25 protein-coding genes are annotated in these 26056 nt (G+C 33.5%); 16 read left to right on the forward strand and 9 right to left on the reverse strand.

Annotation, left to right across the window (positions count from 1 at the left end):
- Positions 1-63 precede the first annotated feature (63 nt).
- The 7 genes from OZP07_RS18135 (at position 64) to groL (ending at position 5712) form a co-directional block, all read left to right on the forward strand.
- Positions 64-210: a hypothetical protein gene (locus tag OZP07_RS18135; RefSeq protein ID WP_281636218.1), complete on the forward strand. Its 147-nt coding sequence runs from the start codon at positions 64-66 to the stop codon at positions 208-210.
- A gap of 121 nt (positions 211-331) precedes the next feature.
- Positions 332-1591, forward strand: coding sequence for a sigma-54 interaction domain-containing protein (locus OZP07_RS18140; protein WP_281636219.1), 1260 nt, complete (start codon positions 332-334; stop codon positions 1589-1591).
- Between the two features lie 112 nt (positions 1592-1703).
- Positions 1704-2210 carry an LPS assembly lipoprotein LptE gene (gene lptE / locus OZP07_RS18145; protein ID WP_281636220.1) on the forward strand — a complete coding sequence of 169 codons (507 nt, stop codon included), beginning with the start codon at positions 1704-1706 and terminating at the stop codon, positions 2208-2210.
- Between the two features lie 90 nt (positions 2211-2300).
- Complete coding sequence (locus OZP07_RS18150; protein WP_281636221.1) at positions 2301-3275, forward strand: tetratricopeptide repeat protein; 975 nt, start codon at positions 2301-2303, stop codon at positions 3273-3275.
- A gap of 11 nt (positions 3276-3286) precedes the next feature.
- Positions 3287-3631, forward strand: coding sequence for a preprotein translocase subunit SecG (gene secG, locus OZP07_RS18155; RefSeq protein WP_281636222.1), 345 nt, complete (start codon positions 3287-3289; stop codon positions 3629-3631).
- Between the two features lie 135 nt (positions 3632-3766).
- Complete coding sequence (locus OZP07_RS18160; RefSeq protein WP_100431955.1) at positions 3767-4042, forward strand: co-chaperone GroES; 276 nt, start codon at positions 3767-3769, stop codon at positions 4040-4042.
- A 38-nt stretch (positions 4043-4080) separates the two neighbouring features.
- A complete protein-coding gene (gene groL / locus OZP07_RS18165; protein WP_281636223.1) occupies positions 4081-5712 on the forward strand; it encodes a chaperonin GroEL in 1632 nt (543 codons plus the stop codon).
- Positions 5713-5935: 223 nt separating this feature from the next.
- Here groL and OZP07_RS18170 read toward each other — a convergent pair whose 3' ends face one another.
- From OZP07_RS18170 to xrtF, 9 genes are all read right to left on the reverse strand, one after another.
- Positions 5936-6475 carry a hypothetical protein gene (locus tag OZP07_RS18170; RefSeq protein ID WP_281636224.1) on the reverse strand — a complete coding sequence of 180 codons (540 nt, stop codon included), beginning with the start codon at positions 6473-6475 and terminating at the stop codon, positions 5936-5938.
- A 125-nt stretch (positions 6476-6600) separates the two neighbouring features.
- Positions 6601-7281: a DedA family protein gene (locus OZP07_RS18175; RefSeq protein WP_281636225.1), complete on the reverse strand. Its 681-nt coding sequence runs from the start codon at positions 7279-7281 to the stop codon at positions 6601-6603.
- Between the two features lie 202 nt (positions 7282-7483).
- On the reverse strand, positions 7484-7867 hold the full coding sequence (locus tag OZP07_RS18180; protein ID WP_432419540.1) for a heavy-metal-associated domain-containing protein: 384 nt from the start codon (positions 7865-7867) through the stop codon (positions 7484-7486).
- Between the two features lie 174 nt (positions 7868-8041).
- On the reverse strand, positions 8042-10054 hold the full coding sequence (locus OZP07_RS18185) for a TonB-dependent receptor plug domain-containing protein (protein ID WP_281636226.1): 2013 nt from the start codon (positions 10052-10054) through the stop codon (positions 8042-8044).
- 62 nt (positions 10055-10116) lie between these two features.
- A complete protein-coding gene (locus OZP07_RS18190) occupies positions 10117-10530 on the reverse strand; it encodes an HYC_CC_PP family protein (RefSeq protein ID WP_194641696.1) in 414 nt (137 codons plus the stop codon).
- A 70-nt stretch (positions 10531-10600) separates the two neighbouring features.
- Positions 10601-11956: an MBL fold metallo-hydrolase RNA specificity domain-containing protein gene (locus OZP07_RS18195; protein ID WP_281636227.1), complete on the reverse strand. Its 1356-nt coding sequence runs from the start codon at positions 11954-11956 to the stop codon at positions 10601-10603.
- 54 nt (positions 11957-12010) lie between these two features.
- Complete coding sequence (locus OZP07_RS18200) at positions 12011-12838, reverse strand: restriction endonuclease (protein WP_281636228.1); 828 nt, start codon at positions 12836-12838, stop codon at positions 12011-12013.
- 58 nt (positions 12839-12896) lie between these two features.
- On the reverse strand, positions 12897-13343 hold the full coding sequence (locus tag OZP07_RS18205; protein WP_194641693.1) for an exosortase F system-associated membrane protein: 447 nt from the start codon (positions 13341-13343) through the stop codon (positions 12897-12899).
- Complete coding sequence (xrtF, locus tag OZP07_RS18210) at positions 13333-13869, reverse strand: exosortase family protein XrtF (RefSeq protein ID WP_281636229.1); 537 nt, start codon at positions 13867-13869, stop codon at positions 13333-13335. Before xrtF ends, OZP07_RS18205 begins: the two co-directional genes overlap by 11 nt.
- Before the next feature lie 70 nt (positions 13870-13939).
- On the opposite strand from xrtF, the gene OZP07_RS18215 reads away from it, so the two are divergent.
- The 9 genes from OZP07_RS18215 to OZP07_RS18255 all read left to right on the forward strand — a co-directional run bounded on the left by OZP07_RS18215 (position 13940) and on the right by OZP07_RS18255 (position 26042).
- Positions 13940-14395 carry a GAF domain-containing protein gene (locus OZP07_RS18215; protein ID WP_281636230.1) on the forward strand — a complete coding sequence of 152 codons (456 nt, stop codon included), beginning with the start codon at positions 13940-13942 and terminating at the stop codon, positions 14393-14395.
- 39 nt (positions 14396-14434) lie between these two features.
- Positions 14435-15370, forward strand: coding sequence for an energy transducer TonB (locus OZP07_RS18220; protein WP_281636231.1), 936 nt, complete (start codon positions 14435-14437; stop codon positions 15368-15370).
- Positions 15371-15491: 121 nt separating this feature from the next.
- On the forward strand, positions 15492-15761 hold the full coding sequence (gene rpsO / locus OZP07_RS18225) for a 30S ribosomal protein S15 (protein WP_194641689.1): 270 nt from the start codon (positions 15492-15494) through the stop codon (positions 15759-15761).
- Between the two features lie 241 nt (positions 15762-16002).
- Positions 16003-18138 carry a polyribonucleotide nucleotidyltransferase gene (locus OZP07_RS18230; RefSeq protein WP_281636232.1) on the forward strand — a complete coding sequence of 712 codons (2136 nt, stop codon included), beginning with the start codon at positions 16003-16005 and terminating at the stop codon, positions 18136-18138.
- A gap of 420 nt (positions 18139-18558) precedes the next feature.
- On the forward strand, positions 18559-18984 hold the full coding sequence (locus OZP07_RS18235; RefSeq protein WP_281636233.1) for a hypothetical protein: 426 nt from the start codon (positions 18559-18561) through the stop codon (positions 18982-18984).
- A 259-nt stretch (positions 18985-19243) separates the two neighbouring features.
- Complete coding sequence (locus OZP07_RS18240; RefSeq protein ID WP_281636234.1) at positions 19244-20776, forward strand: tetratricopeptide repeat-containing sensor histidine kinase; 1533 nt, start codon at positions 19244-19246, stop codon at positions 20774-20776.
- Position 20777: 1 nt separating this feature from the next.
- Positions 20778-21524: a LytR/AlgR family response regulator transcription factor gene (locus OZP07_RS18245; RefSeq protein ID WP_194641685.1), complete on the forward strand. Its 747-nt coding sequence runs from the start codon at positions 20778-20780 to the stop codon at positions 21522-21524.
- 214 nt (positions 21525-21738) lie between these two features.
- A complete protein-coding gene (locus tag OZP07_RS18250) occupies positions 21739-21978 on the forward strand; it encodes a hypothetical protein (protein WP_194641684.1) in 240 nt (79 codons plus the stop codon).
- Positions 21979-22424: 446 nt separating this feature from the next.
- Positions 22425-26042, forward strand: a complete 3618-nt coding sequence (locus OZP07_RS18255) for a hypothetical protein (RefSeq protein ID WP_281636235.1) — start codon at positions 22425-22427, stop codon at positions 26040-26042.
- The last annotated feature ends 14 nt before the right edge of the window (positions 26043-26056 follow it).

The following is a 26056-nucleotide window of genomic DNA, read 5'->3' on the forward strand; positions in this document are numbered from 1 at the left end:
AGATTAAAAAATCTGTGTTAATCTTTTTAATCTGTGGCAAAAATAAAAAAACGAGAATATCATATGTCTAAAAAAAATATACTTATCGCTTTAATTACTTTCATCATTGCTTTTGGAACAACGTTCTACATCATCAGAACTTATTTTCCAAAACATAAAACTGAAAAAACTGCTGTTCAAAAAGACACTTTAACAAAGTCAAAACAGTAGAAAATTTTGATTAAGATTAAAACAACGAATTAAAAGCAGCTCTTTAATTCATTAAGCATAAAGAAATCATTAAAGTAAGCAGTTTAACATTTAAACTATTTTAAACTTTAAACCTTTAAAAATGGATACAGTACAATCAATAAAACAGCGCTTTGAGATTATTGGAAATGACCCAAAGCTCAACCGCGCCATAGAAAAAGCCATTCAGGTGGCCCCTACCGATATTTCGGTTTTGGTGGCTGGAGAAAGCGGTGTGGGAAAAGAAAACATCCCAAAGATTATACATTCCCTATCCCACCGAAAACACGGAAAATACATTGCTGTAAACTGCGGTGCGATTCCTGAAGGAACAATTGACAGTGAACTTTTTGGCCACGAAAAAGGAGCTTTTACAGGTGCTACCAGTACTCGTGAAGGTTATTTTGAAGTAGCCAATGGCGGAACGATTTTCCTTGATGAAGTTGGAGAATTACCTTTGACCACGCAAGTACGTTTACTGCGTGTTTTGGAAAATGGAGAATTCATAAAAGTAGGTTCTTCACAGGTTCAAAAAACAAATGTGCGAATCGTGGCGGCAACCAATGTCAATTTATTCAAAGCAATCGAAAAAGGGAAATTCCGTGAGGATCTATATTATCGTTTAAGCACAGTAGACATCAACCTGCCTCCTCTTCGCGAACGAAAAGACGATATTCATTTATTGTTCCGAAAATTTGCAGCCGATTTTGCTAACAAATACAAAATGCCTCCTTTAAAACTGGATGATACAGCTGTATTGATTCTGCAAAAGTTCCGCTGGAGCGGTAATATCCGTCAATTGCGAAATGTTGCAGAACAGATTTCGGTATTAGAAACTAATAGGGACATTACAGCGCAGACTCTGCAGGCATATCTGCCAACCGAAGACAGTAATTTACCATCTGTTATTAAAGACAAAAAAAACGACAGCGATTTCAATACCGAAAGAGAGATTTTGTACAAAGTCCTTTTTGACATGAAAAGTGATTTGCACGATCTTAAAAAACTGACATTGGAATTAATGCAGAACGGGAGTTCCAAAGTTCAGGAAACTAATAAATCGCTCATCAAAAAAATATACGGTTCCGAAAATGAGGACAGCGAAATAGATTTTGAAGAAGAACCAAGAAACTCTTTCTTATCCAATTCAAACATCGAACAGGACTATGAAGAACAGGAGTCGAACAATTATCTTTTGGCAGAAACCATCGAAGAGGAAGAAATCCTAAGGCTAGAACAAAAAGAAATCGAAATGATCAAAAAATCATTAGAAAAAAACAAAGGAAAAAGAAAAGCTGCCGCAGATGAATTAGGGATTTCAGAGCGTACTTTATATCGAAAAATCAAGCAATTCGATTTGTAAGAAAAAATTAAATTTCAAATCACAAATTCGATTTTTGTACATTTGAAATTCAAACCGAATTTAGAATTTGGACTCGAGCGGTAGCGAACAGGCATAGCAATTTACACATTATATGAAAAAAACACAGTATCTCTTATTAATAATTAGTTCATTCATCCTAAACAGCTGTTCGGTTTACAACTTTACAGGTGGTAGAGTTGACTCAAATACCAAAACATATCAAGTAAACTTTTTCCCAAACAACTCCGATTTGATTGAACCTGGTATTGACAGAACTTTTACACTCACCTTACAAGAACTGATTCAGAGTCAAACGAATCTGCATTTAGTAAAAAACAATGGAGATTTAACCTATGAAGGTGAAATTACTGATTACAGAATCAGTCCAATGACCGCAACTGCCGATCAAAAAGCAGCACAAAACCGATTAAAAATCAGGGTACAGGTTAGATTTTCCAATAAAAATAAAGAAGCAGACGATTTCGACAAATCTTTTGAGTTTTACTACGATTATCCAGCTGCACAGCAATTAACAGGAGCAACAAAAGATGCTGCTATTAAAGAAATTTTTGAAAGAATAACTCAGGATATTTTTAATGAATCATTAGCTAAATGGTAATCTACTAACAGTCAGCAAATAAAATCTAAAAAGAGTTACTATCTTAGTATTAAAATATAAGAATTATAAAAACAAGGAATAAAGAATAAAATGAACATTAGTAGTTATAATTATTTATTAAACCAACCTGAGGAAATCGACGAGATTCAAACCGTGGCTTTAGAAAAAGTACTGGATGAATTTCCATATTTTCAGAGTGCACGTGCGCTGCGCCTAAAGGGGCTTTACAATCAAAATAGTTATAAATACAATTTCGCATTAAAAATAGTTGCCGCTCATACTACTGACCGCAGCGTTTTGTTTGATTTCATAACTTCAGAATCGTTTACAGCAATTCAAAAAAAGACCTACGAGAAAAAAATTGAAGAATTACTCAATATAACTGTAGTTGACAGTCAGATTATCGAAAAAGAAGCTGCCCCAATAATCAGGACAACTCCATTGGAACATTCTATTCTTACTTCCATAAAAGAAGCTGCTGCGGCTCACAGCAATTCTCTTTTTATTGACAGAATAGAAATCGATAAAAATACCGAACAGTCAATTCTTAATTCTATTGAAAAATCAGCGCCGGCTAAAATCGAAGAAGAACCAGCTCAAACAGAAGAAAAATCAGATTATAGCCAGCCAATAGATTTCTCAAAATCAGAAACACATTCATTTCATCAATGGCTTCAAATTTCCAGAATACAGCCTATTATAAGAGAAAACCCAAAAAAGGAAACTAATAATACTGTAAAAGTATCAGAACCAGAACAGGAACCAGAACCTGGCATTGATGAAAACAAAAAGAAAAAAGCAGAATTAATAGATAAGTTCATAGAAACCAGTCCAAAAATTCCGCCAATAAAACCCGGAGCAGTATTTACTCCAAATATTGACCTTAATAAAGAGGACAATTCCTATCTGATGACAGAGACTTTGGCCAAAGTATATTTGGAACAAAAAAAATATCAAAAGGCTATACAAGCTTATGAAATATTAATTTTGAAATATCCAGAAAAAAGTAGTTTCTTTGCAGACCGTATAAAAGATATCAGGATAATTCAACAAAATAACAATTAATAATAAATAGTATGTTTTCAATTTTTTTAGTTTTAATTACAATAGTATGTTTTCTATTGATCGTAGTAATCATGGTTCAAAACCCTAAAGGAGGCGGACTTTCTTCTACAATTAGCGGTTCTCAAATGTTAGGCGGTGTTCAAAAAACTACTGACTTCTTAGACAAAAGCACTTGGACATTGGCAACTATACTAATTGCATTAATCTTACTTTCTGGTTTGAGTTTCACAGGAACTTTGAGCGATTCAGATTCAAAAATTATTGATAATACTGAAACTGCAGCACCAAAAACTAATGCTCCGATTCAGAATGCGCCTGCATCAAACACACCTGCAGCTCCAGCACCAGCAAAATAATTTGTATAAATAAACACATAAAATGCCAGCCTGTCAAAGCTGGCATTTTTTATAAGAAAAAATGTCAGTTTACCCGCAATGGCATAATTTCTGAAAAGAAAAAAAACAGTAAATTTTAATATAAATATAAAAATCATGACATTAAACATTAAACCTCTTTCAGACAGAGTTCTTATCGAACCTGTTGCAGCTGAAACGAAAACGGCGTCAGGAATTTTTATTCCAGATACAGCCAAAGAAAAACCACAAAAAGGAACAGTAGTAGCAGTCGGAAACGGAACTAAAGACCATACCATGACTGTAAAAATTGGAGATACTGTCCTTTATGGAAAATACGCTGGAACAGAATTAAAACTAGAAGGAAAAGATTATCTCATAATGCGTGAAGACGATATTTTAGCAATAATCTAACGAGTATTAAGTATTAAGAAAAAAAAGTTAAATAAAAAATGGCAAAAGATATAAAATTTGATATTGAAGCACGTGACGGATTAAAACGCGGTGTTGATGCATTAGCAAATGCAGTAAAAGTAACTCTTGGTCCAAAAGGCCGTAATGTAATTATTGGAAAATCTTTTGGAGGTCCTACAGTTACTAAAGATGGAGTTTCTGTTGCAAAAGAAATCGAATTGAAAGACCCATTAGAGAACATGGGAGCTCAAATGGTAAAAGAAGTAGCCTCTAAAACTAATGATTTAGCAGGAGACGGAACTACAACTGCTACAGTATTAGCACAAGCTATCGTAAAAGAAGGTTTAAAAAACGTTGCTGCAGGAGCAAACCCAATGGATTTGAAACGCGGTATCGACAAAGCTGTTGAAGCTATTGTTGCTGATTTAGCAAAACAAACAAAAGTAGTAGGAAGCGATTCTGAAAAAATAAAACAGATTGCAGCTATTTCTGCCAATAATGACGAAGTGATTGGTGAATTAATCGCTAATGCTTTCGCAAAAGTTGGAAAAGAAGGCGTAATCACTGTAGAAGAAGCCAAAGGAACGGATACTTATGTAGATGTTGTAGAAGGAATGCAGTTTGACAGAGGATATCTTTCTCCATATTTTGTGACCAATCCAGAAAAAATGGAAGCAGAATTAGACAGTCCATACATTCTTTTGTATGATAAAAAAGTATCTTCTTTAAAAGAATTATTACCAGTTCTTGAACCAGTTGCTCAATCAGGAAAACCATTATTGATTATAGCAGAAGATGTTGACGGAGAAGCTTTATCAACATTGGTAGTAAACAAATTACGCGGTGCATTAAAAATTGCTGCTGTAAAAGCACCAGGTTTTGGCGACAGAAGAAAAGCAATGCTGGAAGATATCGCTATCTTAACCGGCGGGACAGTAATCTCTGAAGAAAGAGGCTATACTCTAGAGAACACTACTATCGAAATGCTGGGTTCTGCAAAAAGAGTAACTATCGACAAAGACAATACTACAGTTGTAAGCGGAGCCGGTGATGCCGATATGATTAAAAATCGTGTAAATCAGATTAAAGGTCAGATGGAAACTACAACTTCTGATTATGACAAAGAAAAATTACAAGAGCGTTTGGCAAAATTAGCCGGAGGTGTTGCTGTGCTTTACGTTGGAGCCGCATCAGAAGTAGAAATGAAAGAGAAAAAAGACAGAGTTGACGATGCACTTCATGCAACTCGTGCAGCTGTCGAAGAAGGAATTGTTGCTGGCGGCGGTGTTGCTTTATTAAGAGCAAAAAGCGCTCTTGATGCTTTAAAAGCGGACAATGCTGATGAAGCTACAGGAATTAAAATTATCTCTAGAGCTGTTGAATCTCCTCTAAGAACAATTGTTGAAAACGCAGGTTTAGAAGGCTCTGTTGTCGTTGCTAAAGTTACTGAAGGTTCAGGAGATTTTGGATACAACGCAAAAACTGATGAATATGTTGATATGCTAAAAGCTGGAATCATCGATCCTAAAAAAGTAACCCGTATTGCATTAGAGAATGCTGCTTCGGTTTCAGGAATGATTTTAACTACTGAATGTGCATTAATTGATATTAAAGAAGAAAACGCAGGCAGCGCAGGCCACATGGGCGGAGGTATGCCTGGAATGATGTAATCAATTCCCGTTTTAAAAATAAAATCCGCCTTGAAATTTTCTTGGCGGATTTTTTATGGCATGACTCTAAAATTATTCTGTTGATATCATCACACTACTATCATCTGGTTTGAAGCTCAATTAAACCCTATTTTCAGATTTACCAAATCATTTTAAATACAAAATCAACTTTTTATTAAGCAAACTTCCAAATCCGTTGTTGCAACTATTGACAGCAATGTTTTTAATTACTATTATCATTAATTTGAAACCATTTTTTCCATATTCCATTTATCTTTTTATAAAGAGCTAAGTTTGGATAATTAATTTCACCACAACATAAATTGGCAAAATAAAGAAAAACGGTATCATCATTTTTAATAAATATAGGATTGGATATAATCACTACCTGATTTTTATTATCTCTTTTTAGATATTGCAATATTTCCGATTGTTTGATAATTTCTCGATTATTAAAATCTTCTTCTTTCCATTCAGCATCATATTGTTCTCTCATTTTTTGAGCTAAATATTTTATATCACTGTTAGTTAACATAAAACTTTCACCATTACTATTAAAATTACTTACGTATGGTTTTTCAAGTAGTGGCTTTAATAGATATTCTACCTTTGATGAATCAATTTTAGAAACAATAAAGACTTTTCCATCTTTAATTGTTTCTATCCGAAGTACATCACTTAGGATTTCACGCTTAATCATTTCATAATTAAGAATTTGCGCATTAAAGGATAAAGTAAATAATAGCATTATTAATAGTCTCATATTATCTTGACATTGATTATAATTATATTATTACTATCAAATAATTGTTACTCGCTAATATACACAAAAAAACCGCCTTGCTTAGTTAAAACAAGACGGTCTATTTTATTTTTTAAAGTTTAAGATTATTCATGATGAACTACTTTTTTCTTAATCATCTTTAAGAAAACAGGCAAAGTGGATACCAATATAATTCCGATTACTATTTTTTCAATGTGCTCTTTTAAGTCAATCCCCATCTCCAAAAACATTCCATAAAGGTAATGTCCTGAAAAAATCAAAACGAATGACCATAAAACCGAACTCAATACATTAAAAAACATAAACTTCTTTTTGTCCATCGAACCGATACCCGCCACGATTGGGGCAAAAGTTCTTACAATAGGCAGGAAACGTGCATATATAATAGCTTTCCCTCCGTGCTTTTCGAAAAACTCCTTGGCCTGAAGTAAATATTTTTTCTTAAACAAAAGCGTGTCTTCTCTGTTGTATAAATAATACCCGCTCTTGGCACCAAACCAATAGCCCACCATATTCCCAAAAATGCCCGAAAGCGCCACCAGCGATGATAGTATCAAAAGATTTACAAAATCGCTTTCGATATAAACCACATTCTGAACAAGATCACGGCTATAGATTCCGGCAAGAAAAAGCAGACTGTCACCAGGGAGAAAAAAACCGGCAAAAAGTCCAGTTTCGGCAAAAACAATGAATAAAACAATGTACAAACCCAGTTGAATGCCACCAATTGTAAATGTTATATAAAATTCAGGATTTACTAATTGGGTCCATTCAAAATTATTCATAAATTTTTGTTTTTGTTTAAGCGGTGAAAGTAATAATAATTTAGGTGAACCACAATACTATACCTTATTTTAAAGTTTTATTAACGAATAAAAAACAAAAAAAACACCAGAATAAGACTCTTATTTTGGTGCTTTTTATATTTCGGAAAGCTGTAGATTGAGTTACTTAAAAAACTTTTATACAGCAAAAAAACTTGAATCCTTATTTCAGTCTTTCGTACTGACAGCAGGAATGCAGGTTATCATAATCTTCCTTAGTAGATTTTACCGAATCGGTATCGTGGCCTACTTTGGCAACTGCTTTTTTAACATCCATCAAAGAACATTTTTCTTCATTGATTATCAAGTTCAGCTGATGTGTCCCCACATCCCATGAAGCCGATTTTACTCCCGGAACCGAATAAGCAGCATTTTGTATTCTTTTTTGGCATTGCTCGCAGTTACCATTTACTTCGGTTGTGTATTTGGCATTTTTGTTTTTCTTTTCTTGGCCTTGAGCCGAAAATACGAATACAGTCATTAGTAAAACTAAAAACACATTTTTTATCATATTGTTTTTACTGTTTTTTTGAATATTTGCTTTCATTTTATTTAATATTAAAAATTGTTAAAACTCCACTCCAGCCCTTCCTGAAGGCGAGGAGTCAAGACTTGAAGACTAAAATTATTTATTTTTTTTTAAAATTTAAATTTTGACATTGTCATTGAAATTGTCATTGCTTTTTGACATTGCCATTGACATTGACATTGACATTGACACTTATCTTATTTTAAATCGTAAACCCGCGTAATACATCTGTCCAAATACCGGCGCATGCACAATGCTGGCATCAAAATAAGGTCCAAAAGGATTCTGCGAATCTACAATTGCAGGGTTTTGAGTGTAATTACCAATATTCTCTCCTCCTGCATATACTTCAAAATTAGGAGAAAAAACTCTGGTAATTTGAGCATTCATCAGAGAATAAGCCGGTGAATGTTCCGGAAGCTGATAAGCCGCAGGATTTGAAGCTGTATAAGGCAATTGCTGTTCACCAATCCAATTGTAGGTAAAATCAAATTTCCATTGCTGTCCTTTATCCTTTCTGATTGTTTCATATCCCAAATTCCCAAAGAAACGATGAGCTGCCTGCAGAGGTCTTTGATATTCTCCGGACAGATAATCGGTTTTGATGTCATAATATTTGTAAGCTGAACGCAGTTCCAGACGTTTTGCCAATTCATAGTTGAATTCCAGCTGAAAACTATTGGCAAAAGAAGCACCATCCAGATTATGAAAAATCACCTGCTGCGGACTCTGCATAACATCTGCCACCACCTGATTCTGAAAATTAGTTCTGTAAAAGTCTGCAGTAATATCACCGTTTCGGTTAAATAATTTGAAACCCTGCATAAAACTCAATCCGTAGTTCCAGGCAATTTCCGGGTCTAAACCGTATAATTTACCACCGGCATTTATGATATCAAAAGTTCTGGAACTGGCAAACAAAGTCTGATTTTCGGCAAAAATATTGGCCGAACGTTTTCCTCTCCCTGCCGAAACTCTCAAGACTCCTTTCTCCCACGGATTGTATTTGACATGTACTCTTGGTGTTGCAAAAACTCCCAGACGGTTTCCATAATCAGCACGGCCTCCAAGAATGAAACTAAAATTATCCTGATTATCATAAGTATATTCAAAAAAAGCTCCGACAGTATTATCTATTCTGCCGTAATCTGAAGTATTGTAAAACTCACTATAACTGTCGTAAGTAAAATTCAAGCCTGCAGCAAACTTGTTTTTTTCATTATTGATAATCGAATTAAAAATCAGATTTGAATAAAAGCTGTTCTGCCTGATATTGTAGTTTCTCAGCCCAAAATACGAATTTTGATCATAACTGGAAAAAGCATTTTGAAAACCAAAACTCTGAAAAGGCATATCCTTAAAAACATAGCCTATTTTGGTAGAAACATCAATCTTTTGAGTATCGATTTCAGAACCCCAGGAATTAGTTGTCCCTTTATCCGTATCGGGATTGAAACTGATTTGCCCCATTTGCTTCGTATCGTTCATATACTGAAGATTAATGAAACTCACCCAGCCCGTTTCAGGATTATAATATTGGTAACGATTGAGCAGATTAAACTGTTTCTGCAGCGGATTATCAAGAAAACCGTCATCGTTGTTATCCATTTTGGAATTTCGCATATTGCCGTGAAGCAGTAAACTTGTCGCCCATTTATCGGAAAGTTTGTGATTGAAATCGGCATTTAGTTCAAAACGAGAATCGGTAGAACCGTAAAGATTCAGTAAAAATGGCACTTCCGACATTGGTTTTATCAATTCGGTATTGATTTGTCCCGAAATGCTTTCGTATCCATTCACTACACTTCCAGCGCCTTTTGTAATTTGAATACTTTCTATCCACGGCCCTGGCGTAAACGAGAGACCATAAACCTGAGAAGCCCCTCGGACAGAAGGAATATTTTCCTGTGTCATCATCAGGTAAGGACTTGTCAGCCCCAGCATTTTGATTTGTTTAGTTCCTGTCAGCGCGTCCGAAAAGCTAACATCAATGGAAGGATTGGTTTCAAAGCTTTCGGCCAGATTACAACAGGCTGCTTTGAGGAGTTCTTTTTTGGTAACTAATGCTGTATTACCAGTTAAGGTGTATGATTTCTGCAGACTCTTGCGTTTGGACTGCACTTTAATTTCACGCAAAGTATCTTGCGAATAAGAATTAATAGCAGTAATCAAGAGCAGAAAAATTAATATTCTGTATGTTTTCATGATTAAAATTATAATGTTAATACTGCTAAATCCAAAAACAAGGATTCAGCTCCAATTAAACATTACAATTTATCGTAAAGGAGGTATTGGCTGTACAGCTTGAAAAGCGGCGGTGCATTGGCATCGCAGTAATAAGTAAGTGCAGTATTGTTTTTGAAATTGTCTGCAGCGGTAAACACAAACGAATGTGTTTCAGGAATTACAAAAGCATAATCAAACTGGAAAGAAAATGACTTTACAACTCCATTATCTGCTTTTTTCTGAAAGACGATTTTTTTGTCTTTACAGCATTTGTCTTTTTTGTCTGCTATTTTTTCACCACAGCAGCCTTTTTCACTTTTTAATGACGGCAAAGGTGAATTCAAAGAAACAGCAGAGATTTTCCCTCCGCAATAATGCACATTGAAAGCCAGTCCTGCATTGGAAACCAATAATAGAACAGCCAAAAATATACTTATGTGCTTCTTAAATTTCATACTGCAAAATTAGGATTAATAAGGCTTATAAAAATCAAATTTCTGTTAATTTTTTTAAAGAAAAATAAATCTACAATTCATACTCCTGCCCCATCATAGGAATAACACAATCAAAACCATATTTTTCCTGAATTTTCTTTCTAAGTTCATCGGCCGGTTCATTTTCTCCGTGAACCAAAAAAACTTTTTTAGGTTTCTGTTCCAAATCTGAAAGCCAATTAATTAAATCCTTTTGATCACCGTGAGCCGACAGGGTTTCGATTTCTACCACTTTGGCTTTAACCTCATAATATTTTCCGCGTATTTTTATATCTGCTGCACCTTCGAGCATTTGTCTGCCCCGAGTACCTTCACCCTGATATCCAATAATAACTACTGTAGTTTCAGCCAGTCCAACATACCGTTCTAAATAACTCAGAACTCTTCCTCCAGTAACCATACCGCTTGCAGCGATTACTACTTTTGGCTGTTTATTATAAATGACTTCTATTGTTTCTTTATAATCCGAAATCATGCTAAACATTTTACACATCGAGGTAAACTCTTCCTGATGCAGACGATGCCATTTTTTATTATTGGCAAAAAGCTCCAGCATGCCAATTCCCATCGGTGTATCCAAAATATAAGGAATATCAGGAATTCTTTTTTCTTCCTTCAGCTGCCATAGCAGATACATCACACTTTGAGCGCGTTCAACTGCAAAACTAGGCACTATTACTGTCCCTCCCTTTTGAATTGTATTGTTAATGTACATCTCTAACGCAGTTTTTGGATCGGTATCTGGATGAATACGATTTCCATAAGTGCTTTCAAGGAAAACATAATCACCTTTTTTAGGTTTTACTGGTGAAAACATAAGCACATCATTATCCCTGCCAATATCGCCCGAAAAAACAACAGCTTTGTTTTCGAGTCTAAGCTCTATACTGCATGCTCCAAGAATATGACCAGCATTAGTAAAAACAGCTTCAATCTCAGCATCTAATGCAACACTTTCATTCGGACTAATCACCTTGAAATGTGGAAAAACTTTTTCTGCCTGGGCAACTGTATACAAAGGCTCTGCAATTTCATGCTTCGAATATCTCCCCTCGTTAGCCATCTTTGCTTCTTCTTCCTGAATTTTGGCACTGTCCAAAAGTATCAGTTTAGTGATATCTTTCGTAGGACTTGTACAATATATTTTACCATCAAAACCTTGGTTAACCAATCGTGGCAGCCAGCCGCAATGATCCAAATGACCATGGGTAAGCAAAACAAAATCTATAGTCGAGGGCAAAATTGGCAATGGTTCCCAATTGAGCTCCCTCAAAGATTTTAATCCTTGAAACTGCCCGCAGTCTATCAAAATACGAACACCATTACTTTCTACCAAAGTTTTGGACCCTGTAACTGTTCCTACTCCGCCAATACAAGTAATTTTCATGTTATTATTCTTTAAGTTACTAAGAATGCTAAGTTTCTAAAAATCATAGCCCCTTTATAGCCGGCACAACTCAGAAGCTTCTTTCAATACTTTTCTTATTCTATTAGGACTCAAACCTATTTTTTCTAAATCTGCACGATTATTAATAATTTCCTTGACCAAAATAATACCCAAAATCAATAGTTTATCTTTTTCCAAAAGAGTCAAAGCTGTTAAACAAGTTATGGGGTATAAATGATGGCTGTCTATTTTTGTCTTCAGATTATTGGCCAATGGATAATCCCAGCTCAGTAAATTGATTCCCGAACATTGCGCAAAACTAACAGCATCAGAAGTAAATCGATTATTGGTTACGATAAAACATTTAGAGATACTGTCTTTTTTAGAAAATATTTCGTGTTTTTTATCCTTTAAGTCATTGAATCGGGAAAAAATATACATCGGCACTTTCACATCAGTAGCAGCATCCTGCCCAACATGAAATTTGCACTCAATCATAGAAATCACATTATCCTTTTTAATCAGAACATCAATTTCATGGGAAACACATTTGCCTTGCAAAATAAGACCAACTTTTGTCTCGCAGCCTTCGGCAGTAAAAAGACGGGCGATAAATTTTTCAAAAAAGAAACCTGCCGGACCCAGTGATCGGATAGATTCTCTCAAATTATATCGGGCGGCATGTGATTTAGATTTTTTTTTAAGAAGACTAAAAGCCATTTTATAAATGTATTTAGTCGAAATTCCTTCATACACTTCTCTTTCAATTATCTGCAAAACTTCGTCAACTATATCAGGAGATGCTCCAGATTTCAGCAGAGAATCTTTCAATTTTAAACGATTAAAATCAACAACAGCTTTCGAATGCTTTACAATTTTCATCTTTCCTGAATTTAAAAAATAAGTTTATCAAATTCATACTAAAGATACAAAATAACAACTAGTATTTATTGAGTTTCTGAAAATAAAACGCTGGAATAAAAACAATTACAAACAAAGGCTGAATCAAAAAACGACGGACATAAAAGAGTATTAAATTCTCTTCATTTTTAAAGAAAAAGACAATGGAAAAAAAAGCGATTATTAGAATCACGAAAAGCAAAGCATACAAAACAGCAGCAAATAAAATCATTTCTCTATCCTTGAAAAGCAAATAAAGAATACCCAGTGATAATACAGTGTTTAAAGAAAAACGAAGCAATAATCCCAAAAAAAGCAATCCAGAATTAAACTCTGGCAGCGGTAATTTTAAATAATCACCATTAAAATAAACCAAGAAAGGGTCATAAAATAACTGCTGTTCAAAAGCTCTTACAAGCATTAACAAAGACACTAATACAACTGTAAAAAAAATATGTTTTTTATTTTGAAGTACTTTATTTAGCATATTTCGAGAATTTATTCACCCAAATAATCCATAAAATAAAAACCGTTCCATAAATTATCGCCGGAAATAAAACATTGTGTAACAAATGCTTTTCTTCTGGAAAATAATACATCAAAACTATCAGCAGGGCAATACGTAAAACATTGAGAATATAAATCAATAAAGTTCCGCCGAAAATAAAAAGCATCGTATTCTTTAGACTTCCCGAGAAGGCGACAATAAAAGAAATAAATAAAATAATTACACTTATACCGTTACAGCCTTCCACTATTCTGACAATGTATTGATTTTGAAAATATATTCTAACAAAAGGTTCATTAATAACACTTTCTGCCTGAATGCGCATGAAAAACCAAGAAACCGCTTTTTCTGAATTTTGGGCAACTGCCTGAGTTATTGCATCTACAGCATTAGTATCGAAGCTATTCAAAAAAGACTGATAGAGAAACGTCAGTACAATATAGCAGCCAAAAAAAGCGGCTAAAAAAATTAAAAAAGGTTTATACTGTTGGAAATATTTTTTCAAAATTATTTTTTGCCAAATTTATGCAATTAAAGAATCTGCTTTAAATACTTTTGTATAAAAATAATAAAACATGACTTTTCAAGAACTACAGCCAAAAGTAACCGAGATAACATTAAATACAACTCTTAGCAGAGACGAAAAACTCTTGTCTATATGCCGGCTTTTGAGCGAATCCATTTCTTACTACAACTGGGTAGGCTTTTATTTTGCTAATCATGAGACCAAAACACTTCACCTTGGTCCGTATGTGGGAGCTGAAACCGATCATACTGTTATTCCATTCGGAAAAGGCATATGCGGACAAGTTGCGGTTTCCAATAATAATTTTGTCGTTCCAGATGTAAGCGCACAGGACAATTATATTGCGTGCAGTTTTACAGTAAAGTCAGAAATCGTAGTACCTCTTTTTGTGAACGGCGAAAACATTGGCCAAATTGATATTGACAGCCATGTAATCGATCCGTTTACAGAAGAAGATGAACGCTTTTTGGAATTTGTGAATCAGGAAATTGCAAAGTTGTACTAAAAATATTACATTTACATTTTAACCAATCCTTAATTATTTATGAAATCCATTTTCTTTAGTCTATTTTTCCTGCCTTTACTACTCTTTTCTCAAAACAACAGTCAAAAAAAAATATACTTAGATTCCATTTGGAAAGAAACAACAGAAGGAAATCACAAATATTATCGAATTATTGAATCTTACGATTCCTCAAATCAATTATATAAAATCAAAGATTATTATAAAACTGATGTTTTACAAATGGAAGGACATTCCAAAACAATAGACGTTTCCAGCAAAGAGGGAGAATTTGTATTTTATTATGAAAACGGGAACAAAAAAAGTATTCTTAACTATACTAAAAACAAGGTAATTGGTAAAAATGAAGAATGGTATGAAAGTGGCACTAAAAAATTAGAAGCTGAATATTTTGAATCAAAAAATAACATCTTTAATAGCTATAAACTGTACCAGTATTGGAATCCAGAAGGCATACAAACAGTAAAGGATGGGAATGGATATTACGAAGAGAAAGGTGATGGTTATTTTAACTCCGGGAATATAAAAAATGGATTCAAGGAAGGAACTTGGAAAGGAGAATACAATAAGAAATCCACATACATCGAAGAATATAAAAAAGGAGAATTAGTTTCGGGCATAAGTACAGATGAGGACAATAATAAATATAAGTACAAAGAACTAGAAAGTAGACCCGAACCAAAAGGAGGGATACAAAACTTTTATCAATATATTGGAAAGAACTTTAGAATTCCAAATGAATTACAAAGTATAAGAGGTAAAATATTTACAACTTTTATAGTTGAAAAAGACGGAAAAATAGTTGAACCAAAAACCGTACAATCATTATTAGAACCATTAGACCAAGAAGCGATTAGAGTGATTACTAGTTATCCACAATGGGTACCGGGAAAACAAAGAGGACAATATGTAAGAGTACTATATTCTATTCCTATTACACTGGCTGGTACTAACTAAAAAAGAAGCATGAGAAAATAATTCTCAATTCATAATTCACAATTCATAATTATTACTTACTTTTGCACCCGTCTTACAATAGCTGTATGACATACATAATAATCATTTAAATAATATTAAAATGTACTTAACTAAAGAAGTTAAAGAAGAAATCTTCGCTAAACACGGAGGAAAAGCAGAAAACACTGGATCTGCTGAAGGTCAAATCGCGTTATTCACTTACAGAATTACTCACCTTACTGAGCACTTGAAAAAAAATCGTCACGATTTTAACACTGAGCGCTCATTGGTACTATTAGTAGGTAAAAGAAGAGCTTTGTTAGATTACTTGAAGAAAACAGAGATCAACAGATATCGTGAAATTATCAAAGTATTGGGTATTAGAAAATAATCAATATAATAAAGAGGTGCGAAAGTGCCTCTTTTTGTTTTTACAAAAAAGGCAGCTGGCTCAAGCCAATAGCCGAAATACGAGAAGTTTTACACTTCTGATTAATCCCTTCTGACTTTTGTCTTTTGGCAGTTTCTTTTAAAAAAGTTTGGTTTTTCATTGGGTTTTAGGCATTAACTACGCAACAACTACAACTAACAACACAACTAAAACCCATTGTATAATCAATAAGAAAAAATTTATGATTCCACAATTATTTGTAGAAAAAATCGATTTAGGTGATGGCAGAAGCATCACAATCGAGACAGGACGTTTAGCAAAACAAGCAGATGGTTCTGTAGTAGTAAGGATGGGCGACACGATGATACTAGCAACAGCAGTTTCAGCCCGCACCAGCAACCCAGGCGTTGATTTTTTACCATTAACGGTAGATTACCGCGAAAAATTCGCCGCAGCCGGCCGTTTCCCTGGAGGTTTCTTCAAAAGAGAAGCTCGCCCAAGTGACAGCGAAGTATTAACAATGAGATTAGTAGACCGCGTACTGCGTCCGCTTTTCCCAGACGACTACCATGCTGAAACACAGGTTATGATTCAATTAATGTCTCATGACGAAGAAGTAATGCCGGATGCATTAGCTGGTTTAGCCGCTTCCGCAGCATTAGCAGTTTCAGACATTCCATTTTACAACCTGATTTCTGAAGTTCGTGTTGCACGTATCGACGGAAAATTAGTTATCAATCCAAGCAGAGAAGATTTAGAAAAATCTGATATCGATATGATGATCGGAGCTTCTATGGATTCTGTAGCTATGGTTGAAGGCGAGATGAAAGAAATTTCAGAAGCTGAAATGGTAGAAGCAATTAAATTTGCTCACGAAGCTATCAAAGTTCAAATTCAGGCTCAATATCGTTTACAAGAAGCTTTTGGTAAAAAAGAAACTCGTACTTACGAAGGTGAAAAAGAAAACGAAGATATTTACAAAAAAGTAAAAGCAGCAGCTTACGATAAAATTTATGCTATCGCAAAAGTTGGATCGGCTAAACACGAAAGAAGTGCAGCATTTGCTGAAGTAAAAGAAGAAGTTAAAGCTTTGTTTACTGAAGAAGAATTAGCTGCTGATGGAGATTTAGTTTCTAAATATTTCTACAAAACCAACAAAGAAGCGGTTCGTAACGTAGTATTAGAATTAGGTATTCGCTTAGACGGAAGAAAAACAACCGATATCAGACCAATCTGGTGTGAAACGGATTATTTACCAAGAGTTCACGGTTCCTCTTTATTTACACGTGGAGAAACTCAAGCTTTGGCTACAGTAACTTTGGGAACTTCCAGAGAAGCAAACCAAATCGATTCTCCATCTGAACAAGGTGAAGAGAAATTCTACTTACACTATAACTTCCCTCCTTTTTCTACTGGTGAAGCAAAACCATTAAGAGGAACTTCAAGAAGAGAAGTAGGTCACGGTAACTTAGCCCAAAGAGCTTTGAAAAACATGATTCCTGCTGATTGTCCTTATACCATCCGAGTTGTTTCTGAAGTATTGGAATCTAACGGTTCTTCTTCTATGGCAACAGTTTGTGCTGGAACAATGGCACTTTTAGATGCTGGCGTTCAAATGGTAAAACCAGTTTCTGGAATTGCTATGGGATTGATTACTGACGGCGAGAAGTTTGCTGTATTGTCTGATATTTTAGGTGACGAAGATCACTTAGGAGATATGGACTTTAAAGTAACCGGAACTGCTGACGGTATTACCGCTTGTCAAATGGACATCAAAATTGATGGATTACGTTATGACATTATGGAGCAGGCATTAGCACAAGCACGTGACGGCCGTATGCATATTTTAGGAAAAATCACTGAAACAATTGCTGCACCAAGACCTGACGTAAAAGCACATGCTCCAAAAATCATCACAAGAACTATTCCTGGAAACTTTATTGGTGCATTGATTGGACCTGGCGGAAAAGTAATTCAGGAATTACAAAAAGCTACTGGAACTACAATCGTTATAAATGAAGTAGACGAACAGGGTGTGATCGAAATCCTTGGAACTGACCCTGCTGGAATTGAAGCAGTATTAGCAAAAATTGCTTCTATCACTTTCAAACCGCAAATGGGTGAAGCATACGAAGTGAAAGTAATCAAAATGCTGGATTTTGGTGCCGTTGTAGAATATACTGCAGCTCCAGGAAACGAAGTTTTACTACACGTATCTGAGTTAGCTTGGGAACGCACTGAAAACGTTGCCGACGTTGTAAAAATGGGAGATGTATTCCAAGTGAAATACTTAGGAGTAGATCCAAAAACCAAAAAAGAAAAAGTGTCTAAAAAAGCACTTGTTCCAAGACCTCCGCGTGAGGAGAAAAAAGAGTAATCCGATCTTAGTTTACTAAAGGTTTATTTATAGAAAAAACCCCGTTTTGCAATTGCAAAACGGGGTTTTTCATGTTTAATTAATTTCCGTATTTCTCCGTATTTTAATTCCCTCAAATTAAAAACTTCTAAGTATAATTTTTGAAAACACAGATTAAAAGCACTCCTATTTACAGCATTATCATTTTCAACTAATTAACATATCCATATATTATAAATAAGCAAAACTAATTTTATCTGAAATATCCTAAATTTAATCATTAGACACCTTTTTTCTTACAATATTAAAAATATTTCCTAAGTTTTTAACAGAATAAATCAACAACATCGTAAAAAATAATAAATTATTTACACATAATTCAAAGAAAAAAAATATCTTTAACCCAAGTTTATTAACATTTAACCCCTAAACAAAAAAACTATGTGCGATTCTACAAAAGAGCTTTCGTTTACCCCTTACCCAACTGTCCAAACGACCAAAATCAACACTGAAGTATTCACTTTCCTACAGCCAGATCAAGTTGACTATCCTGTAGCTCCATTGGTATCAGCAAAATTCTACACACCAAAAGACGGACCATTAACACTAAAAGTGAGAGCTACACTGTACATGAACTCCGAAATCCCTGATGCTCCTTTTGTAGAGCCTCCAGTAGAAAAAGACGGCGTTTTGACCATTAATTACGATTATAATTTTTCTATGGATACTCCTGAAACCTGTGATGTATGGTATGTAGAACTTGATTACACCTCTCCTACTGTTGGTGAAATAACAACTGTTATGTCCTATATGGTAAATTTAGATCCTGAGACTTCTAGAGGAACAGAAACTTCTGTAAATAGTTAATCGAATTTTAATTCCAAAGACAAAATAAAAAATTAAATACAATATTAAAATGAAAAACAAGAGTAAGAAATTTAAATTTATTTTTATTCTCTTATTCTTGTTTTTTTCTTTTTTTCTTTTCTCTCAAAATGTCTCTAGTAAATTAATATTCGAATCAGAAATAAAAAAAATAGTTAGTGAGCATCCGAAAGAAATTAACTTTTATAAGGCACAATCATTTTTTTTAAAGAAACAATGGGATTCTACTCTTGTCTATTCCATGAAGCAGTTAACAGTTACTCCAAATATCAAACTAAATGATTACTGTCATTTTTTTAGAGCAAATAGCTTTAGAAGAAAAAAAATATTTTCAGAAGCTAAAAAAGAATATAGTTATATTTCTATTTCATTTCCTTTTGTTTACAAAATTAAAATTGGTTTAGGTGCAATTTTTTTAGAAGAAAGAAATTTCTCTAAAGCAATTATCTGTTTTCAAGAAATTGAAAGAAGTTTAAAAAACAATACTTTTGATTATGATCGAAGTTCTTTAATTCATGATTTAGGAATTTGTTTTATGGAACTAAAAAAGTTTGATAAAGCCGAAAAATATCTCTTTAAAAGTGTTATAATGTATCAGGCTAAAAAAAACAATTCATTACTTATAACTTCTTATATGGATATTGCAAATCTATATTATCTTCAATATAAAGACAATCAAGCTATTCCTTATTTTAAAAAATCTTATGATTTAGCAAAAAAAACAAACAATTTTGACTTAAAAAGAAAAACTGCTAAAAACATGTCTGCCGTGGAGGAAAACAGAGGCGACTATAAACAAGCTCTCATTTATAGGAAAGAATCAGAAAAATGGAAAGATTCTCTAAATGATCAAAACAAAGTATGGGCCGTTGCAGACTACGAAAAAAAATATGCGGTTGCGCAAAAACAAAAACAAATCTCAGTACTCAAAGTAGAGAACAAACTAAAAGAAACCCAGCGAAAAACGATGTTTATTTCAACATTGGGTTTATTGTTGATTCTCGTAGGCGGTGTATATATGTATGCACAAAAGGTAAAAAACGCTAAAATTATTCTCATCCAGAAAGAAAAACTGGACAAACTCAACGCTACCAAAGATCAGTTGTTCTCTATTGTAAGCCATGATTTGCGCTCTTCGGTGAATGCCTTAAAAACAAGCAACACCAAACTGACTGCATCATTGGAGACCAAAAACTACAATGAACTTGATCATCTCCTGCATCAAAACAGTGCAATAGCTAACGGTGCCTACAGCCTGCTCGACAACCTGCTGCATTGGGCATTATTACAGACCAAGCAACTGTATTTCCATAAAGATTCGGTTCACCTTCACTCTATTGTGCAGCAGATAGAATACAATTATAAACCATTGCTCATTGACAAAAGCATCATTTTTGAGAATACAGTTTCAAAAAATAATTTTATCTTCGTGGATCTTGATTCATTAAAAATTATTTTGCGTAACTTGCTCGATAATGCTATTAAATTTTCTCCAGAAAATGGTAAAATCAGTTTTTATACGGCTGAAACAAAAAGTGGTTTCTGCCAGCTGATAATCGAAGATAATGGTTTAGGAATGACTCAAAACACTATAAACGAGCTGCTTCAAGACAATGATTTACTGGCAAAGAAAAGCAATTCGGAGATTATAGGAACTGGACTAGGAATGCAGCTGTGCAAACAGATGATTAAGAAAAATGAAGGAACGCTTGCTATAGAAAGCGAACTTGGTAAAGGAACCAAAATGATTTTAACGTTCCCAAAAACAGTGTAAAATGGATACTATTAATGTACTTATCATAGAAGACACTCCTGAGCAAAGCGAAGCGCTAAGCAAAGTTTTACAGGCCAATAAGTATAACATTGTGGGCGTTGCCCAGAATTACACAGATGCATTGACATTATTCTATCAAAACAGTGTGGATATAATAGTGATAGATGTATTCCTTGACGGAAAACCTGACGGTATTACTTTTGCCGAAACCATCAACATTGTGCCAAATGCATCAAAACCGTTTGTCTTTTTGACCAGTTCACAAGACCGCCAGATTTTTGAAAGAGCCAAGCTCACCAAGCCTTTCAGTTTCCTGATGAAACCTTTCAACGAACTGGAAATTCTCTACGCACTGGAAATGGCTGTCGAAAAATTTTATGAGCAGACGAATGTATTTCTGAGTGAAGACCAGGACACCGTAATCAGCAGTGATTATTTGTTCATTAAAAAGAAAAATTCCCTTAAAAAAGTTTCTCTAAACGACATTATTTACATCGAAGTCGAAGATCGCTACTGCAACATCATTACTGAAAAAGAAAAATTTGTTATACTCATTTCGTTAACCAAAATAAGCGAACTGCTTGATAAAAACCAATTCATCAGAACGCATAGAAACTACATCGTAAACTCCGATACTATAGAAGAAATAGTCCTTGCCGATAATCTTGTTGTTCTCAAAGGAAACCGCAAAATCAATCTTAGCGACAACTATAAAGATTTTATCAAAAAAATAAAAATTCTGTCATAATATTTCTCCTGCATCATCCGTTACAATAGTAAACAAGACAAAAAATCTTCTCCCAAAACGAGAAGATTTTTTTATCTGCAAAACTGTTAACTATGGAAATAAAAATCTATGCATGCATAAAAACATTTCATGACATCAAAATCCAACCTTATGACATCAGCTCAGTAAAACAGTATCATTAATCCTATATTTACTTAACTAAAACATAAAAATCATGAGCCACGAACTAAATACCCACATAAACATGCGATTAAAAACTATCATAAATAAAATAAATCCCTGGATAGGATTTTTAGTATCATTATGTATCATAATACCGAGTTTGTATAATATCCTTGATGCTCCTTTGACTATAACTGGTGATCATTTTATCTTTGCTTTCGGTCTGCTGTTTTTTGTTATATTCTTAAAAGAAATATTTGACAGAATTGTCAATTTAGAAGGAATGGAGTAAATTCACCTCAGTATTTAACACCCTTATTAGTTTTTTTTGAATCAAAAACATTTGACTTTTTTAGACACATGATTCCTGATCTTCACTGAATAGCTGTTTTCTTTAAAGAAAAGAAAAAGCAAAAGATAAGTTTAGGCAGACAGAATAATCCATTATAAATGAACACATTCGAGTTTGAAGTATAAAAGAAATTCTCAATAATATTTAAATCATCAAGTTAGTCATTTTTTTGGCATAGTACGATTTATACAAAAAAAATTACAAACAATTCCCTGTTTCATTTTATTGAGACAGGGAATTCATTTTTTTAAAAAACACTTCACCCTTAAGAGCTTTAAAAAACATAAAGGCTCCTAATATCATTTAATCTTGGAATATGATTTTTTATCACAAATACTATTTTTAACACGAATAAATCCTTATATTTCAAAAATAAAAACTAACCTATGACTTTTTTTATTTTTATTTTATTCATCTGCATTGTTATTCTGTTCAATAATTTTTTCAATCTAAAAAAAAGCAATGATTATCTAGAATCTTTACTTGAATCCTTTCAAGAAGACAACGGCAGACTTCGAAAAGAAATAGCTGAAATCAAAAAAACTATTGAAGGTAAAACATTCCTTACTGAGAATAGCCAATCGATAATAGAAGAAATAAAATTTCAGGAAATCGAATCTATTTCCGAATCAATACAAGAAGTAATAGTAGAAAATGAGACTATAACTTCTCCTGTTCCTGTTACTGAGACTAATATGCCAACAGAAGAAAGTCTCAACACCAATATCCCTATTATATCAAACGAAATTGAAGAAAAAATTGATAAAGCATTTTTCGCTTATGAAAGCAAGACTACTCCTAAATTAGAAAACCAATCTCCAATAGAAGAAAAAATACATGAAGAAAGTGCGTTTTCAAAATTCTTAAAAAATGCTGAAAAACAATTTGCAGACAATTGGACTGGAATTTTGGGAACCGCAATTATGGTTTTGGGAATTGGCTATTTAAGCATTTATACCGCTTTAAAAGTCGCTCCTTTATTTCGCATATTAATTATCTGGCTGTATGCTTCTTTATTGGCAGGTTCTTACTATATTTTGAATAAAAAAGAGAAATGGGTAAAAACTGGATTGTGGCTTCGAAGCGCTGGTGCCAGTTTATTTTTATTTGGAACTTTTGGTGCTTCACAAATACCGCCGCTTACGTTTATTACCAATACAGCTACAGGGTACTCCTTGATTGCTTTAGGAATTGCAGTTAATTTATACATTGGCTATATCATAAAAAAACAGACTTTTTTATCTCTTCATGTAATTTTGAGTATTCTAATATTATGTGTTATCCCCGAAAAACTTTTAATAACATTAATCTTAGCTTCTATAACATGTACTATTGGAATTATACTTTCGTACAAAGAAAAATGGGAATATCACTTACTTATTGTGATTACAGCCTTTATTATTTTTGATATTTGGTTTAATGCACAAGGCACAAAATTAACCGCTGCAGAAAATATTTTTGCTATACTCGGAATCATTACTGTTGCCGGAAGCTGCATGTTTATGCAATACCGCAGCGTTTATGAAAACAGCCGTTTTGACAAACCAGCTTTTATAACTCATTTAATCAATTGGATGTTGTTTGCAGCTGGATTGATACTACATTCAACAGGAAGTAAATTCAAAACTTTCATATTGTTCTTCGGCGCTGTAATATGCTTAATAATTGCATTGCGTGCCCGCAAAAAGAAAGTGTATTGGCTTTATCATTTAGACGGAATGGTATCGTTTGTACTTTTGACACTCAGCGTTATTATGCTGAACGATTGGAAAGTTGGCATTGACATCATTGCCTGCATTTTATATACACTAATACTTGTCTGCCTATTTGTAGTGTATAAAGAAAAGGAGGTCCTGCTTCACAGAATTTTCCTAACCATCAATCATTTGTTTGGAGCGGGTTTGATTATTTTTTGCATTCTGCTTATTAATGAAGCTTTGGATATTACAAAAATCACAAATGCTTTTACGGCTACAATTATGTTATCGCTAATTGCGCTCTCAATCCCAATTCTATCTTCGGTAAAAAAAGAATTCACAGAAATTGAGCCTTTTTATGGAGAAAACAGCTTGAGTTTGAACGGCATTCTTTCAATAGTATTTTCAGTATTTGTAATTTTAAAAGCCAATACTGTTTTAGCAGACAATTCATTCTATTATATCGTAATTGGGATTGCAGTAATCTGGACTTTCCTAAAGAAAAAATTTGAAACACCTACTTTCGATATTGGACGATTTGCATTTTATGCTTTGGCATTGTTTATCGGTTTATTCATTATATATACTCAAGAAAAATCATATACCGACTGGACTTTTACATTATGTTTCTTATCCATAGTTTTATTCAACTGGTTTGTTAAATATTTTTACAAAAATGAGTTCATCATTAGATTCTTCGGAATTTCAGGCATCAATGCTCTTTTATTACTTTTGAGTTACAAATATTTACAAAGCCATTCTGTAATTCAAATCTTCAGCCTGTTTGGAATTGCAGTGCTGAATCACGAATTCTTATGGATAAATTTCAAAAAAAACAGTTTAACATCAGACAATCAAAGAGTTTTATACCTGTTTTATTATTTGTTTTCAGTAATTGGAAGTTTAATGCTTCTATATCGTTCTGGCAATTTAACAAACGTCGAAATTGGATTGACTTCTCTTGGAATTGCTTTTATCGAAATCTATGTTTTATTTGCGAAAAAAATCAGGAACAAATCAAAAGAAACCGACTATGACTGGGCTAATTATAATTTATTAAATTCAGAATTACTGCTTTTCACTATTGTTTTATTTGGTTTTTCATGCATTCAGTTGGAATATGTATCGATCTACTTTATAGGTTTTGCAATTCTGTCATTCCTTGCTTTTCAAAAATTTAAAGAGTTCAAACGCTATTCCAATTATTCTTTTCTTTTATTAATTGGAAGTATTCTGCTAACACTCTTTACTGCAATTGACAACATTGACATAAAAGAAAAAATTATCATTTATTCTACACAAACGGCAAGCATTTTATTATCAATTGTGTATTCATATCTGCAGTTAAAAAGTAAAAGTGAAGAAGGAAAACGTTTTATTTCCATTTTACCTTACATCCAAAATTTATGGATTATCACATTACTGTTTATACAAATAGAAATTGATTATTTACCAGTGCTGTTCATGATCTTATCATTACTTAATTTCTATCTGATTATCAGTAAAAAAATTCAAACCCATATTTATTTTGTGCTGCTAATTGCATCGCTTTCTATTTTGGTTTCAGTATCCTATAGTGTTAATAAATTGAACACTTTCGATTTTACAGATTGGTTTTTACAGCTTTCAAGTGTCACTTTAGGATTGGCATTAGCAATACTTTTAAACAAAAAAGAACCTATTAGCCAATCAAAAATCAATTATCAGATTGTACTAAATGTTTGGCTTTCTATCATCATGTTTACTCAATTGGAACACAAATGGCTGCCGGTATATTGGAGTACTGCAGCTATTTTAAATCTTTATTTCTATCATAAAAAAATAAGTCAGGAAAAGAATATCAGTATCGTTTACTATTTAATGGCCAATTTACATTTAGGCTTTTTGAGTTTCAACTTTTATCAATCTAAATTTTTAGCAGTTTATCTGTTGATATTTGTACTTTTAGGAGTTTACATTTATTTAGCTTCCAAATGGATGGAAACGTTCAAACTCAAAAATAGTCTACTGATTTACCCGGCAACTTTGAGCATTGGATGCTTTTTATATTTGTCTTTTGATAAAGGAATCCTAACTTTTTTCTGGATTTTGGAAGCATTAGGTTTATTAATCTTAGGAATTATTCTAAAAGAAAAATACTTCCGATACGTTTCCTTATCGTTAGTCGGAATTTGCCTTATCCGACTGATGTTCTTAGACTTATCAAATTCAAATTTCTTAATTCGGGCTATCGTACTTGTAGGGGTCGGAATTGTATTATTGGTAATGAACAGCCTATTTAAAAAATATAAAGAGCGATTTGATTAAAAAAAATAAACTTT

The organism is Flavobacterium marginilacus, assembly GCF_026870155.1.
In the GTDB taxonomy this organism is placed as follows: domain Bacteria; phylum Bacteroidota; class Bacteroidia; order Flavobacteriales; family Flavobacteriaceae; genus Flavobacterium; species Flavobacterium marginilacus.

Coding starts and splice junctions, on each gene's coding strand:
- OZP07_RS18195 (WP_281636227.1), bottom strand. CDS start 11,956: ATGAAAATTACTTGTATTGGCGGAGTAGGAACAGTTACAGGGTCCAAA.
- OZP07_RS18215 (WP_281636230.1), top strand. CDS start 13,940: ATGACTTTTCAAGAACTACAGCCAAAAGTAACCGAGATAACATTAAAT.
- OZP07_RS18170 (WP_281636224.1), bottom strand. CDS start 6,475: ATGAGACTATTAATAATGCTATTATTTACTTTATCCTTTAATGCGCAA.
- OZP07_RS18160 (WP_100431955.1), top strand. CDS start 3,767: ATGACATTAAACATTAAACCTCTTTCAGACAGAGTTCTTATCGAACCT.
- OZP07_RS18140 (WP_281636219.1), top strand. CDS start 332: ATGGATACAGTACAATCAATAAAACAGCGCTTTGAGATTATTGGAAAT.
- rpsO (WP_194641689.1), top strand. CDS start 15,492: ATGTACTTAACTAAAGAAGTTAAAGAAGAAATCTTCGCTAAACACGGA.
- OZP07_RS18200 (WP_281636228.1), bottom strand. CDS start 12,838: ATGAAAATTGTAAAGCATTCGAAAGCTGTTGTTGATTTTAATCGTTTA.
- OZP07_RS18180 (WP_432419540.1), bottom strand. CDS start 7,867: ATGAAAGCAAATATTCAAAAAAACAGTAAAAACAATATGATAAAAAAT.
- OZP07_RS18240 (WP_281636234.1), top strand. CDS start 19,244: ATGAAGCAGTTAACAGTTACTCCAAATATCAAACTAAATGATTACTGT.
- OZP07_RS18135 (WP_281636218.1), top strand. CDS start 64: ATGTCTAAAAAAAATATACTTATCGCTTTAATTACTTTCATCATTGCT.
- OZP07_RS18185 (WP_281636226.1), bottom strand. CDS start 10,054: ATGAAAACATACAGAATATTAATTTTTCTGCTCTTGATTACTGCTATT.
- OZP07_RS18250 (WP_194641684.1), top strand. CDS start 21,739: ATGAGCCACGAACTAAATACCCACATAAACATGCGATTAAAAACTATC.
- OZP07_RS18175 (WP_281636225.1), bottom strand. CDS start 7,281: ATGAATAATTTTGAATGGACCCAATTAGTAAATCCTGAATTTTATATA.
- OZP07_RS18190 (WP_194641696.1), bottom strand. CDS start 10,530: ATGAAATTTAAGAAGCACATAAGTATATTTTTGGCTGTTCTATTATTG.
- OZP07_RS18235 (WP_281636233.1), top strand. CDS start 18,559: ATGTGCGATTCTACAAAAGAGCTTTCGTTTACCCCTTACCCAACTGTC.
- OZP07_RS18230 (WP_281636232.1), top strand. CDS start 16,003: ATGATTCCACAATTATTTGTAGAAAAAATCGATTTAGGTGATGGCAGA.
- OZP07_RS18255 (WP_281636235.1), top strand. CDS start 22,425: ATGACTTTTTTTATTTTTATTTTATTCATCTGCATTGTTATTCTGTTC.
- groL (WP_281636223.1), top strand. CDS start 4,081: ATGGCAAAAGATATAAAATTTGATATTGAAGCACGTGACGGATTAAAA.
- secG (WP_281636222.1), top strand. CDS start 3,287: ATGTTTTCAATTTTTTTAGTTTTAATTACAATAGTATGTTTTCTATTG.
- OZP07_RS18205 (WP_194641693.1), bottom strand. CDS start 13,343: ATGCTAAATAAAGTACTTCAAAATAAAAAACATATTTTTTTTACAGTT.
- OZP07_RS18220 (WP_281636231.1), top strand. CDS start 14,435: ATGAAATCCATTTTCTTTAGTCTATTTTTCCTGCCTTTACTACTCTTT.
- OZP07_RS18150 (WP_281636221.1), top strand. CDS start 2,301: ATGAACATTAGTAGTTATAATTATTTATTAAACCAACCTGAGGAAATC.
- OZP07_RS18245 (WP_194641685.1), top strand. CDS start 20,778: ATGGATACTATTAATGTACTTATCATAGAAGACACTCCTGAGCAAAGC.
- lptE (WP_281636220.1), top strand. CDS start 1,704: ATGAAAAAAACACAGTATCTCTTATTAATAATTAGTTCATTCATCCTA.